Source organism: Streptomyces sp. NPDC098781 (genome assembly GCF_044759995.1).
Taxonomy (GTDB): domain Bacteria; phylum Actinomycetota; class Actinomycetes; order Streptomycetales; family Streptomycetaceae; genus Streptomyces.
In genome coordinates, this window is the sequence record NZ_JBIWAK010000011.1 from 215,089 (window position 1) to 228,815 (window position 13,727).

Here is a 13,727-nt window from a genome sequence, read left to right on the forward strand (position 1 = left end):
GGCCCGCCCCTGGCCCAGGACCGCCCGACTCGGTCGGCCCGGCCAGGAGGCGGCACCGGACAGCACCCGCGGCTACGGCGTCGCCGGGGCCGAGTTGTTCGTGTCCTGGGGGGTCGCGCCGGCGTCGTCGTCCGACGTCGCCAGCCACGCGCCCACGCCCGCCGCGGCCACCAGCGCCACGGCCGCGGCGCCCAGCGCGATCCGGCGGCGCCGTGCGACGGCCCGATGGCGGGCCGAACCGGGCCGGGGGGCACCGGCCGCCCGTGGCACCCGGGCCGTGCCGCGCGCGCCGCCGGCCAGCTCGTCGGGCCCGGGCACCCTCATCGACGTATGGGTGTCGCGGTTGGAGTCGGCCGGCTTCGCCCCCGGCACCAGCGGCACCGCCCCGCGCCGCCGCACCCGCTCCCCGACCGGCGCCGTCTCCTGCGCGGCCGGCGCCTCGTCCTCCGCCGGCTCCGAGTCCGGCTCGTCCACGTCCAGCGGCGGCATCCCGGCGACCAGCGGCAGCAGTTCGCGCAACCGGGCGCCGAGCTCCGACGCGCGCAGCCGTGAGGCCGGTGCCTTCGCCAGGCACTGGACGATCAGCTGCCACAGTTCGTCGGGGATGCCGGGCAGCGGCGCCACCGTCTCCGTGACATGGCGGCGCAGCACCGCGCCCGGGTGGCCGCCGCCGAAGGGAGTGAAGCCGGCCAGCAGTTCGTACAGGACCGTGGCCAGGGCGTAGATGTCGACCGCCGCCCGGGGCGGAAGGCCCTCCACGATCTCCGGCGCCAGATAGTCCGGCGTGCCGATGATCTTCGTCGCGCGGGTACGGCGCGGTGAGTCGATGAGTTTCGCCACACCGAAGTCCGTCAGCAGCGCCGGGTGGGAGCCGCCCGGCCCCAGCGGGCCCTGCATGTCCAGCAGGACGTTCTCGGGCTTCACGTCCCGGTGCACGACCCCGGCCGCGTGGGCCGCCGCCAGTCCGTCCGCGACGTCGGCGACGATCGCCACCGCCGCCTCCGGCGCGAGCCGACGGTCCCGGTCCAGCCGGGTGCGCAGGTCGGTACCCCGGACCAGGTCCATGACGAGCGCGAGGTCGTTGCCGTCGACCACCAGGTCGCGCACGGAGACCACGTGCGGATGCTCCAGGCCGAGCAGCGCCGTGCGCTCCTGCACGAAGCGTCCGACGAGTTCCTGGTCGGACGCGAGATCCTCGCGCAGCAGCTTGACGGCGACGGGCCCGTCGGGCCCCTCACCGAGCCACACCGTGCCGGCGCTGCCCCGCCCCAGGATCTGGTTGGCGGTGTACCGGCTGCCGATCTTCCGTGCCAAGACTGCTCCTACCTGACGCGTGTTGTCGCTAAAACTACGCGTCCGGAGAGCCAACCTTCACCGCGGAGGCGGAAATCACCCGCCAGATGTCGACAAATAACCAAACCAGCCGTGCCCGAGCGGCCTCCAGTCGATCCGCGGTCGGGCTCCGGTCAGTTCGTGCCCGAGCCGCCGCCCGAACCGCCGCCCAGATCCCCGATCCATCCGGTCACGGTGGTGAACCAGTCGCTGAGCTGGTCCCAGTAGCCCTTGCCGGTGCCGATCCACTCCTGAAGCGGGCTCAACTCCCAGACCAGCCATCCCGCGACGAACAGGATGACGATCGTGAAGAGACAGCCCTTGAGGCAGCCGAGCCCGGGGATCCGCATGGGGTTGGCGCTGCGCTGCCGCGGCTGCCGCGGCTCGCGCTGGGGCCGCTGCTGCTCCGGCGGCGGAGGCGGCGGGGCGTACCGCTGGGGCTGCTGCTGCGGCTGGCGCGGCGGGGCGTACGGCTGCGGCTGGTGCTGCTGCGGCTGGTGCTGCTGGGGATGGCCGTAACCACCCTGCTGCCCACGCTGCGGCGGCCGCTGCTGGGGCTGCTGCGGGCGGGCCACCTGGCGCTGGGGCCGGCGGCGCAGCGGGTCCTGGCTGGGGTCGAGGTACTGGACCTGCGTCTGCTCGTTGCGGTCCCGGGCGGCGCGCAGCTGGTTCTGCCAGGGGTGCGGGTCCTCGGGGCCGGGCTGACCGGGCTGTCCGGGCTGCCCCGGCGGCATGGACGGCATCACGGCCGTCGGGTCGGCGGCGCCCCGTCCGCCCGGGCCGCCGGTGTTCGGCAGTACGGCCGTGGGGTCCGCGGCGCCCGCCGGGCCGGGGGCGCCGGTGTGCGGCAGGACACTGGTCGCGCCGTTCGGGTCGTACCCCCCGGGGGCCGCGCCGTGCGGCAGCACCTGCGTGGGGTCGGCCGAGCCGGGCACGGTGGCCGGCGCGGGATCGGGGGCGAGCAGCGCGGCGACGCCCTCGGCCGCCGCGATCTGCGCGGAATTCGCGTGCACGCCGATGCCCTCGGCGACGACGCGCAGGCCACGGGCGAGGTTCTCGGCGCTGGGCCGTTCGTCGGGGTTCTTGCGCAGGCAGCGTTCTATGACCGTCCACAGCGGGTCGGGGACCGTGGACGGGCGGCGCGGTTCGGCGCTGAGGTGCTGGTGCAGGACCTCCAGGGCGGAGCCGCCGCCGAACGGCGGGCGTCCGGTGAGCAGCTCGTAGAGGAGGATTCCGGCGCCGTAGATGTCGACGGCGGAGGTCTGCGGGCGGCCCTCTGCGGACTCCGGCGCGATGTACGCGGGCGTGCCGACGAACTCGTGGGTGCGGGTCAGACCCGGCGAGTCGGCGAGGCGGGCGATGCCGAAGTCGGTCAGCAGCGGGTGCATCTGGCCGGCGTTCTGCTGGAGCAGGACGTTGGCGGGCTTCAGGTCGCGGTGGACGACGCCGTCGGCGTGGCTGGCGGCCAGCGCGTCGGCGATCTGCGCGGTGAGCAGGGCCGCGGCGACCGGGGTGAAGGGGCCGTTCTCGCGCAGGTAGCGGTGCAGGTCGGGGCCCTCGACGAGGTCCATGACCAGGGCCAGCAGCTCACCCTCGACGACCAGGTCGCGGACCCGGACGATGTTCGGGTGGGTCAGCCGCAGCAGGACGGAGCGCTCCCGCAGGAACCGCATGACGATGTCCGCGTCACTGGCGAGCTCCTCCTTGAGGACCTTGATCGCGACCGTCTCGCCGGGCTGCCCCGGCACGGCCGCCTCGGCGCCCGCGGTCTCCCGCTGGCGGGCTCGCCAGACGGTCCCCGTGGCGCCGCGACCCAGCGGCTCCTCGAGGATGTACTTGCTGCCTACCGGCCGCACGTCGCGCTCCCTGCTGCTTGCCTACGTTCCGACCCACTGTAGTGCCGTGCCCCAGGGCACCGGCCTGTCCTCGTTCTGTGCGTCTTACGTACGGCTTCCCGTACATGTTCGAAGGAAAGACGCTCGCCTCTGTCTCGTGGTTGCCGCAAGCGGACGTGACCGATCTCAAGCGATCGCCGCCAGGTCAACTGTCAGGCACTTTTGCGGGCAGAGCCGACCAATCAAGATCACTTGCCTTCGGGCGGGGGGCGCGTTGTCAGTGGCAGGTGCGAGGATGCGTGCAGTACTGGCCGATGTGCTCGTGCGGGGTGGGGAGATCCATCGGACGGCCCTGGTCCGCGCAGGCGCAGAAGGGACCGCTGACGCCGATGCAGATCCGGCTGACCGTCGTAGACCCGCTGGCCCCGCCTGCCCCGACCCGTGGCCGCGCCGCGAGCTGCGACGTGCTGGTCACGGCGCCCGCGGGCACGGCCCTGGCCGCGGTGGCGTCGGCCCTCGCCTCGGCGGTGCCCGGCGCAGCGGGTGGCTCTCAGGCGGGCGAGGCCGAGCGCGGCGGGGGCCCGGTCGTGCTCTACGCGGGCGCGGAGCGGCTCGACGACCGGCGCAGCACCCTCGGCGAGCCCCCGCTGATAGACGGCGCGGTGCTGTCCCTGGGCGCCCCGGCGGCCCCCGAACCCCATCCCGAGCTGGACGACGCCCCTACCCAGCTCCATGTGGTGGCGGGCCCGGACGCGGGCGGGGTGCACCTGCTGCACGGCGGCGAGATCCGCATCGGCCGCTCCGCCGACGCCGACGTCCCGCTCGACGACCCGGACGTCTCCCGGCTGCACTGCGCGGTCACGGTCGGGGCCGACGGCCGGGTCTCGGTCGCCGACCTCGGCTCCACGAACGGCACGACGCTGGACGGCACCCGTCTGACCACCCGCCCGGTCCGCTTCGCGCCGGGCGCGCTGCTGCGGATCGGCGAGTCGGCCCTGCGGCTGACGCCGGCCGGGGGCCCGGGGGCGCGGGTGCGGACGGAGCCGGACGGTGAGGGGCATGTGCGCGTCCCTGCCGGGGGCGAGAGCGCGGGGGACGGCTCGGCGGTGCCCCACGCGCGCGTGCCGGACGGAGGCGATACGGCCGCACTTCCGGAACACGGTCCGGTCGAGCCGCCCATCGTGCCGACGCAGGGCGGAGCACCGCGGATCGAACGGCGCGGCGACACCGAGGTGCCGCTTCCGGGGCCGCGCGCGGGCGACACCCATGGCGCGGGTGTCGGCGTGGGCGGGCTCGACGCGGGCCGGGAAGGCGCCGGGAGCACCTCGGCGCAGTCCGCGGGCGCGGTCGCCGGCAGCAGCCGCAAAGGCACCCCGCTGCGCGGCACCGACGTACCGCAGGGCGTGCGCAGGCGCGGCGGGCTCTCGGCGTGGGCGCGGCGGCTGGCCGGAGGGCGCGCGGAGCACGGCCCGGCCCGGGACGACGTGTACGACGATGACGAGCCGGCCGAGATGTCCGCGCAGCCCTCCGCGGCGAGCGGCTTCCGGCAGCCGGAGACCTGGCCCGACCCGGCGTCCCTGCTGCTGACGGCCCTGGGCCCCGGACCCCGGCTGTGGGAGCGGCCGCCGGGACACGCGGAGGCGCTCACGGTGCGGCTGGGCACGGCCGACCGTCCGGCGCCGGACGGCTCGGGCCTGCTGCCCGCCGTCGCGGTGACCGCGGATCTGCGGGAGGTCGGGGCGCTGGGGCTGGCCGGTCCGCGCGAGCGGCTCGCCGGGCTGGCCCGCGCGGTGATCGCCCAGCTCGCCGCGCTGCACTCCCCCGACGCCCTGGAAGTGGTGCTGATCAGCGTGGACCGCGCGCGTCCCGTGGCGGAGCGCACCGCCGAGTGGGCGTGGCTGGGCTGGCTCCCGCATGTCCGCCCCGGGCACGGCCAGGACTGCCGACTGCTGCTGGCCTACGACCGCGAACAGGCGACGGCCCGTGCGGACGAGTTGCTGCGGCGGCTGGAGGACGTGGCGGCGGAGACAGGGGCCGGCGGCACGGACGGACCGGGACCGGCCCAGGCCGTGCCGGACGGGCGGCTTCCGGCTCAGCGTGCCGTTCGGCGGCCCTCCTGGGCGCGGGACGACGACCGGGGCGGCGAGGCGGACGGTTTCGCGGGGCCGTACACCGTGGTCGTCGTGGACGGCGATCCCGGGGGCGCCGATGTGCGGGAGGCGGTGGCCCGGCTGGCGCTGGAGGGGCCGCGGGCCGGCATCCACGTGCTGTGCCTCGCCGAGACGGCCTCGGCGTCGCCGGCGTCACCGGTGACGGAGACCTACGAGGCGGCGTGCACGGTGTCGCCGACGTTCCGGGAGTGCGGCGCGGTCGGGCTGCTCAGCGGTGACGTGGCGACGGCGCTGCGGCTCATGCGGGTCGCCCGGGGCACCGCCGCCGAGCAGGGCGCCCTCGCCCACGAGCACCTGGCGGAAAACGGCGCCCAGCAGCGCGAACCCGCCGCCCACGGTCCCGTCGGGCATGGCACCGTCGCCGCGGTGGACGCCGTTTCGCTCGCCTGGGCGGAGCGGTTCGCGCGGGCACTGGCGCCGCTGCGCACCGAGGGGGGCGTCGGGGAGCGGCACGCGCGTGTGTCGGTCCCGTTGCCCCAGGCGGCGCGGCTGCTGGACGAGTTGGGGCTGGCGCGGGCCACGCCGGCGTCGCTGATGGCGCGTTGGGCCGACGCCGCCGACGACCCGCAGGCGCTCGGCGGACGGGCGTGCGCCGTGCTCGGGGCCGGGCCGCGCGGGCCGGTCGGCGCGGATCTCGGCGTGGACGGGCCGCATCTGCTGATCGAGGGGCCGCCGGGCAGCGGGCGTACGGAGCTGCTGCGGGCCGTCGTCGCGTCGCTCGCGGCGGCCGAGCGGCCGGACCGGCTGGGCGTCGTGCTGATCGACGGCCGGGACAGCGTGGGCGCGGGCGGCGCCCACGGCGACGGGCTGCGGGCGTGCACCGACATACCGCATGTCACCACCCACCTGACCGCCAACGACCCGGTCCGCATGCGGGAGTTCGCCCAGTCGCTCAGCGCCGAGCTGAAGCGGCGCGCCGAGTTGCTCGGGCGGTCCGACTTCGCCGAGTGGCACACCGGGCGTGAGCTGTCGGGCCGGATGGTCGCGCAGCGCGCGGCGGCGGCCGGAGCCGGGTCCGGCAGCGGTGCCGGTGACCTGGGCGGGGATCTCGACAGCCCGCCCAGTTCCACGATGCGGCTGCGGCCGGGGGCGGGGCGCCGGCGGACGGAGGCGGTGCCGCCGCTGCCCCGGCTCGTCGTGGTGGTGGACGACCTGGACGCCCTGGTCTCGCCCGCGCTGGGCTCACCGGGCAGGCCGGCCGCGGGCTCGGTGATACGCGCGCTGGAGGCCGTCGCACGTGAGGGTGAGCGGCTCGGCGTGCACCTGGTGGCCGCCACGGCCGCCGGGGGCCGTACGGCGGAGTCGGAGCCGGCGCGGCGGGCCACGTTGCGGGTGGTGCTGGACGCGGTGACGGCCGGTCCGGACGAACCGGCACCCGGTCGCGGACGGCTGACCTGGGCGGACGGCAGAGCGGTGCCGTTCCAGGGCGGGCGGGTCACGGGACGCATCCCCCGGACGGCGACGTTGCGTCCGACGGTCGTACCCCTGGAGTGGCACCGAATGGGCGACCCCCCGGCCCGCCGCCAGGTACGGGAGCTGGGGAACGGCCCCACGGATCTGGCGTTGCTGGCGAGCGCGGTGGAGCGGGCGGCCCGGGAGGTCTCGGCGACGGAGGTTCCCTCTCTTCTGTGAGGCCGGTCCTGGGACGCCGGTCCCAGGACGCAGCTCCTGTGACATGACTCCTATCCCCGGGCCACGGCCACCGGCATGCCCCCGCCCCGGCACTTTCAGCCCGTCCGGCGATTGAGGACGAGGCCGTTCAGGCCGATAGCGGGGGTCCGGGGGCGGCCGCCCCCGGGGACGTTCAGGCCGGCACAGGGCCCCTGGTCACGAGGCGGTCACGATCCCGAGGTTGACACGGGACGCGGTCTTGCCGCCCCCCATGGCAAGGCGTAGACCAGATCGCACGGGACAGCGCTCGAACGTTCGACGAGGCACGAAGAACGGGGCAGTGATGCGCAGCACGAGCAGCAAGAACCGGACAAGCAGGGCCGCAAGGACCGCCGCAGTCGTCTGCGCGGGCGCCCTCGCACTCTCGCTCACCGCGTGCGGTGGCGACGACAAAGACAGCGGTGGCGCAGACGAACCGAGCGGAACCGGCCAGGACACCGCGAGCACCGTCACCCTTCCCAAGCTGGACGGCGAGAGTCTCGAGGTCGCCGCCGTGTGGACCGGTGCCGAGCAGGAGAACTTCAAGAAGGTCCTCACGGAGTTCGAGAAGCGCACCGGCGCCAAGGTCACCTTCGTGCCCGCGCAGGACCCGATCATCAACTTCCTCGGCTCGAAGGTCGCCGGCGGTCAGCCGCCGGACATCGCGATGCTCCCGCAGCCCGGCGCCATCAAGCAGGCCGTCGACAAGAAGTGGGCCAAACCGCTGGGCGCCGACGCGGTCAAGGAGCTCCAGGAGAACTACTCGCAGGGCTGGCAGAACATCGGCAAGGTCGACGACAAGCAGTACGGCGTCTACTACAAGGCCGCCAACAAGTCGCTGATCTGGTACAACGCCGCGGTCCTGGAGAACGCGGGGGCCGCCGAGCCGAAGACCTGGGACGAGCTGCTGACCACCGCCCAGACGGTGTACGACTCCGGTGTCACGCCGTTCTCCGTCGCCGGTGCCGACGGCTGGACCCTGACCGACTGGTTCGAGAACGTCTACCTCTCCCAGGCGGGCCCCGAGAAGTACGACCAGCTCGCCGCCCACGAGATCAAGTGGACCGACCCGTCGGTGAAGGACGCCCTCACCACGCTCGCGCAGATCTGGGGCAAGAAGGACTACATCGCGGGCGGCCCGGACGGCGCGCTCCAGACGGACTTCCCGGCCTCCGTCACCCAGGTGTTCACCGGCGGCGACCAGCCGAAGGCCGGCATGGTCTTCGAGGCCGACTTCGTGCAGGTCAACATCGCGGACACGCCCGCGAAGGTCGGCACGGACGCCAAGGTGTTCCCGTTCCCGGCCGTGGGCGGCACCGCGCCCGTGGTGACCGGCGGCGACGCGGCCGTCATCCTCCAGGACTCCGAGGCCGCGCAGGCGCTGGCCACCTTCCTGGCCTCCCCGGACGCGGCGACGATCCAGGCGAAGCTGGGCGGCTACCTCTCGCCGAACAAGAACGTCGACTCGGCGGCGTACCCGAACGACGTGCAGCGCAGGATGGCCGAGGCCCTGATCAAGTCCGGCGACGACTTCCGCTTCGACATGTCCGACCAGGCCCCGCAGGCCTTCGGCGGCACGCCCGGCAAGGGCGAGTGGAAGGCGCTCCAGGACTTCCTGAAGAACCCGTCGAACATCGCGGGCACCCAGCAGAAGCTGGAGGCCGACGCGGCCGCGGCGTACGGAAACTGACGTCATGGCGTCCGCGGAAGCGGCAGGGGGCACCGGCACCGCGCCCCCTGCCGGAGGCAAGTCGCGCAAGAGCGTGACCGGCACCCGCAGGACGGCGGCGGTGCTCTTCCTGCTGCCCGCCCTGGTGCTGCTCGGCGCGCTCGTGGTGTACCCGATCGGGTACTCGCTGATCCGCAGCTTCTACGACCAGTCCGGCGGCGGCTTCGCCGGATTCGACAACTACCAGGCCCTGTTCACGGACGACGGCATCCGCACCGCCCTGAAGAACAACGTCATCTGGGTGGTGTTCGCCCCGACGGTCGCCACCGCGCTGGGACTGATCTTCGCGGTGCTCACCGAACGGGTGCGCTGGGGCACGGCGTTCAAGCTGGTCGTCTTCATGCCGATGGCCATCTCGATGCTGGCCGCCGGCATCATCTTCCGGCTCGTCTACGACCAGGACCCGGACAAGGGCGTCGCGAACGCGGTGTGGGTGGGCGTCCACGACACCTTCGCGCAGGCGTCGGCGTTCCCGAAGGCCCACCCGGGCCGGGAGTCGCCCCTCGAAGCGGCGCCGGGCGGCGCCTTCATCACCAAGGCCACCGTGAGCGCCGGCACCCCCGTCACCCTGCCCCTGGTCGGTGTCGCCCCCGACCGGATGCCGGACGACGCCAAGACGGCCGTGGCGGCGAAGGCCGAACCGGACAAGGTCACCGGCACGACCTGGCAGGACTTCACACGCGGCAAGGGCGTCGGCACGCTCGGCGGGGTGGACGCCTCCGAGCTGGGCTATCCCGGCATGAAGATCGAGGCCGTCAAGGACGGCGAGGTCGTGGCCTCCACCAAGGCGGCCGACGACGGTACGTTCACGCTGCCGGCCGCCGCCGACGGGGCTCAACTGCGGCTCCCCGCGGACAACTTCAAGGAGCCGTACAACGGCGTGGACTGGCTCGGCCCGTCCCTGGTGACACCGGCCATCATCGGGTCGTACATCTGGATGTGGGCCGGTTTCGCGATGGTGCTGATCGCGGCGGGGCTCGCGGGCATCCCGCGCGATCTGCTGGAGGCGGCACGGGTCGACGGCGCGAACGAGTGGCAGGTGTTCAGAAGGGTCACGGTGCCGCTTCTCGCACCCGTCCTCGCCGTCGTCACCGTCACCCTGATGATCAATGTGCTCAAGATCTTCGACCTGGTGTTCATCATCGCCCCGGGTTCCTCCCAGGACGACGCGAACGTCCTGGCGCTGGAGCTGTACCGCAAGGGCTTCTCCGAGGACCAGCCGGGCATCGCGAGCGCGATCTCGGTGTTCCTGCTGCTGCTCGTGATCCCGGTGATGTGGTTCAACATCCGTAGGCTCAGGCGGGAGGTGCGGCGATGAGCGCGGACGCCGACAGGCTCACCAAGGCGGCGCCCGAGCCGCTCACCGTCGTCAAGGGCGAGCAGTCCCTCGGCGGCAAGCTCGCCTCCTTCGTCAGCGGTGGGATCGTGCGGGTGTTCCTCATCGTGGTCGGCCTGTTCTGGCTGGTCCCGACGATCGGACTGCTGCTGTCGTCGCTCCGGCCGCCGGACGAGATGACCGCGAGCGGCTGGTGGGAGGTCTTCAGCAAGCCGTCCCAACTCACCTTCGAGAGCTACGACAAGCTGCTCGGCAACAGCGACATCACCGACTCGATCCTCAACACCGTGCTGATCACGGTCCCGGCGACGGTCCTCGTCGTGATGATCGGGGCGCTCGCGGGATACGCGTTCGCGTGGATGGAGTTCCCGGGCCGCGACTGGTGGTTCCTGGGCGTGGTCGGTCTGCTGGTGGTGCCGGTGCAGGTGGCGCTGATCCCGATCGCCGAACTCTTCGGCACCATCGGCATCTTCGGGTCGCTGATCGGCGTGGTCCTGTTCCACGTCGGCTTCGGGCTGCCGTTCGCGGTGTTCCTGCTGCGGAACTTCTTCGCGGAGATCCCACGCGAGTTGCTGGAGGCGGCCCGGCTGGACGGAGCCGGTGAACTGCGCCTGTTCTTCCGTGTCGTGATGCCGCTCGGCGGTCCCGCGATCGCCGCGCTCGGCATCTTCCAATTCCTGTGGGTGTGGAACGACATGCTGGTCGCGCTGATCTTCACGGACGCCGACAGCCAGCCGATCACGGTCGCATTGCAGACCCAGGTACGGCAGTTCGGCAACAACGTCGACATCCTGGCGCCCGGCGCGTTCATCTCCATGGTGATTCCGCTGGTCGTGTTCTTCGCGTTCCAGCGCCAGTTCGTGTCCGGCGTGATGGCGGGCGCGGTCAAGTAGGCGCGAGCGCGGCACGCTTGAGGGGGCGGACCGTCATCGGTCCGCCCCCTCGCGTTCATTCATGATCCCCCGTATGCCGTACCGCACCGTAACCAAGTCACTCCATCGGCCGTTCCCGGGCAAGGCGCTGTCGCCGCCCTCACCCCGGCCGACCCAGTGGAAGTCCCTTGCCCAGGTTCAGTGTCATCGTCCCCGTCCACCAGGTGCAGGCCTACCTGCACGAGTGCCTGGAATCGGTGCTCACCCAGTCGTACCCGGATCTCGAACTGATCGCCGTCGACGACCGTTCCCCTGACGCGTGCGGCGCGATCATCGACGAGTACGCGGCCCGCGACCCCCGGGTGCGTCCCGTGCACCTGACCGAGAACCAGGGCCTGGGGCCCGCCCGTAACGCCGGTGTCGCGGAGGCCACCGGTGACTACCTGATCTTCCTCGACGGCGACGACACCCTCGCCCCCGACGCCCTGCTCGCCATCGCCGACCGGCTGAAGGAGACCGGCGAGCCGGACGTCCTGGTCTACGACTACGCGCGCACCCACTGGACGGGCGAGACGGTCCGTCATCAGGCCGCCGGCCGGCTCACCGAACAGGGCCCGGCCTCCTTCCGGCTGGCGGACCGCCCGGAGCTGCTGCGGCTGCTGATGGTCGCCTGGAACAAGGCGTACCGGCGGGAGTTCGTCGAGCGGGAGGGCTTCGCCTTCCCGTCCGGCTACTACGAGGACATGCCCTGGACGTACCCGGTGCTGATGACGGCGGATTCGATCGGGACGCTGGACCGGGTGTGCGTGCACCACCGGCAGCGCCGCCGGGGCGGCCTCCTCGGCACGGTCAGCCCACGCCACTTCGACATCTTCGAGCAGTACGACCGAGTCTTCGCCTACGTAGCCGACCGGCCCGAACTCACCCGCTGGCGCCCGCTGTTGTTCCGCCGGATGGTCGACCACCTGATCGTGGTGTTCGCCCGTCGCGACCGCCTCCCGCGCCGCAGCCGCGCCGCCTTCCTGCGCACGGCCCGCACCTACTACCGCCGTTACCACGCCCCCGGCATCCGCGTCCCGGCCCGCACCCGCGTCCACTACACGCTGGTCCGCCTCGGCATGCACCGCACCTACCACGCCCTCCAGCGGACGACGTCCCTCGTCCGCCGCACCGCCAAGGTCACCGGCCGGCTGCTGAAGTCCGTCCGCTCGAGCGCCCTGCGGCTGCACTACCGGCTCCAGCGCTGTCTGCCGGTGCGCGTCGACCGGGCCGTCTTCGCCGCGCGGGGCGTCCGCGGCCACGGCTGCCACCCGGGCGCCCTGGAGGAGGCGTTCCGCGCGCACGCCCCGCACATCCGCACGGCCTGGATCGACGACACCGAGGAGGGGCAGGACTCCGTCCCCTCGGACACCCGCCGTCTGCGCCCCGGCACGGCCGCCTACTTCACCGCTCTCGCCCGCTCCAAGTACCTCGTCCACAACGCCGAGTTCGACCGGCGGCTGGTCAAGCGCCCCGGCCAGGTCGTCGTACAGACCCGGCAGGGCACCCCGCTCAAGCACATGGGCCTGGACCTGCGCGAACGCCCGGCGGCGGCAGGCGACAAGGACATCGACGAACTCCTCGACGACGTCGACAGGTGGGACTACGTGCTGTCCGCCAACCGCCACTCCACCCTGACCTGGGAGCGGGTGTTCCCGGGCGAGTACACGACCCTGGAGTACGGCAGTCCGCGCAACGACGTCTTCCAGCGGGCGACTTCGGCGGACGTGGCCCGGATCCGCGAGCGGCTCGGCATCCCCGAGGGCTCGGTGGTGATCCTCTACGCGCCCACCCACCGCGACTACCGCCGCACCCAGCGCGCCGCCCTCGACCTGCACCACGTACAGCGCCGGCTGGGCCCGCGGCACGTCATCCTGGCCCGCGCCCACCACCGCCACGGCGGCCCGCTCGTCACCCACCCGTCCGACCGGGTCATCGACGTCAGCGACCACCCGAGCGTCGAGTCACTGTGTCTGGCGGCGGACGCCCTGGTCACCGACTACTCGTCGATCATGTTCGACTACGCCGCCCTGGACCGGCCGATCGTCGTCCACGCCGACGACTGGGAGGCCTACGAGGCGGCCCGGGGCACCTACTTCGATCTGCGCGCCTTCCCGCCGGGCGCGGTCTCGCGCGGCGAGGACGAGCTGATCGACATCTTCGCCACCGGCCACTGGCGCGGGTCGCGCTCCGCCCAGCTGAGGGCGGCGTTCCGCGAGCGTTTCTGCCCGTACGACGACGGGGGCGCCGCCGAGCGGGTCGTACGCCATGTGGTGCTGGGCGAGATCGGCCGCCCGTCGGTCGTGCCGCTGGACGGGCGCCACCCGGTGCCGTCGCCGGCCGCCGCGCTCACACACTCCCCGCTCGCCACTGTGCCCCACCCCACGGGCCCGGCGCCCGTCACCGAGAGCCGCTGAGCGGCGCTCTCGCCCCAGAGGAGTCCGCGTGCCCTCCAGCCCTTCACGGCCCACACCGACCCGACCGCCGAACTGGCGTCCCGCCGGACGGCCGGGACGCTGTCGCGCCGGCTGAGTCCGGTCTCGGCCTCCGCACCCCCGACAGAAGGCGCAGCATGCCCCGCTTCAGCATCATCGTTCCGTCCCATGGGGTCGCCGGCCGGCTTCCGGGAGCGGTTCTGCGAGTTCGACGACGGGCCGGCCGCCGAGCGGGGCGTCCGGACGCTGATGCTGGGTGAGCCGATGCCGGTGCGTCCCGTCGGGGCGGAGAGGGCACCCGCTCACTCGATGAGGTGATCAGAGGCAA

Annotated in this window: 8 protein-coding genes; 6 read left to right on the forward strand and 2 right to left on the reverse strand. The window is 73.3% G+C overall.

The genetic code is table 11. The annotated features are described in order from the left end of the window. Window positions 1-72: 72 nt before the first annotated feature. Window positions 73-1,314: a serine/threonine-protein kinase gene (locus ACIQWG_RS36590; protein ID WP_404104043.1), complete on the reverse strand. Its 1,242-nt coding sequence runs from the start codon at window positions 1,312-1,314 to the stop codon at window positions 73-75. Between the two features lie 152 nt (window positions 1,315-1,466). Next, on the reverse strand, window positions 1,467-3,188 hold the full coding sequence (locus ACIQWG_RS36595; protein WP_404104046.1) for a protein kinase: 1,722 nt from the start codon (window positions 3,186-3,188) through the stop codon (window positions 1,467-1,469). A gap of 368 nt (window positions 3,189-3,556) precedes the next feature. On the opposite strand from ACIQWG_RS36595, the gene ACIQWG_RS36600 reads away from it, so the two are divergent. The 6 genes from ACIQWG_RS36600 to ACIQWG_RS36625 all read left to right on the forward strand — a co-directional run bounded on the left by ACIQWG_RS36600 (window position 3,557) and on the right by ACIQWG_RS36625 (window position 13,717). Further along, window positions 3,557-6,970 (forward strand): FHA domain-containing protein, encoded by a 3,414-nt coding sequence (locus ACIQWG_RS36600; protein ID WP_404104152.1) that lies wholly within the window; start codon window positions 3,557-3,559, stop codon window positions 6,968-6,970. Window positions 6,971-7,292: 322 nt separating this feature from the next. Further along, on the forward strand, window positions 7,293-8,678 hold the full coding sequence (locus ACIQWG_RS36605; RefSeq protein WP_404104048.1) for an ABC transporter substrate-binding protein: 1,386 nt from the start codon (window positions 7,293-7,295) through the stop codon (window positions 8,676-8,678). 73 nt (window positions 8,679-8,751) lie between these two features. Further along, window positions 8,752-10,035 (forward strand): carbohydrate ABC transporter permease, encoded by a 1,284-nt coding sequence (locus ACIQWG_RS36610; protein WP_404104155.1) that lies wholly within the window; start codon window positions 8,752-8,754, stop codon window positions 10,033-10,035. Continuing rightward, a complete protein-coding gene (locus ACIQWG_RS36615) occupies window positions 10,032-10,946 on the forward strand; it encodes a carbohydrate ABC transporter permease (RefSeq protein WP_404104051.1) in 915 nt (304 codons plus the stop codon). Before ACIQWG_RS36610 ends, ACIQWG_RS36615 begins: the two co-directional genes overlap by 4 nt. Before the next feature lie 167 nt (window positions 10,947-11,113). Beyond that, on the forward strand, window positions 11,114-13,381 hold the full coding sequence (locus tag ACIQWG_RS36620) for a CDP-glycerol glycerophosphotransferase family protein (RefSeq protein WP_404104054.1): 2,268 nt from the start codon (window positions 11,114-11,116) through the stop codon (window positions 13,379-13,381). A gap of 186 nt (window positions 13,382-13,567) precedes the next feature. Next, window positions 13,568-13,717: a hypothetical protein gene (locus ACIQWG_RS36625; protein ID WP_404104057.1), complete on the forward strand. Its 150-nt coding sequence runs from the start codon at window positions 13,568-13,570 to the stop codon at window positions 13,715-13,717. The last annotated feature ends 10 nt before the right edge of the window (window positions 13,718-13,727 follow it).

Excerpts from the sequence above, each read along its gene's own strand:
- ACIQWG_RS36600 (WP_404104152.1), top strand. The coding sequence starts at position 3,557 with ATGCAGATCCGGCTGACCGTCGTAGACCCGCTGGCCCCGCCTGCCCCG.
- ACIQWG_RS36605 (WP_404104048.1), top strand. The coding sequence starts at position 7,293 with ATGCGCAGCACGAGCAGCAAGAACCGGACAAGCAGGGCCGCAAGGACC.
- ACIQWG_RS36615 (WP_404104051.1), top strand. The coding sequence starts at position 10,032 with ATGAGCGCGGACGCCGACAGGCTCACCAAGGCGGCGCCCGAGCCGCTC.
- ACIQWG_RS36625 (WP_404104057.1), top strand. The coding sequence starts at position 13,568 with ATGGGGTCGCCGGCCGGCTTCCGGGAGCGGTTCTGCGAGTTCGACGAC.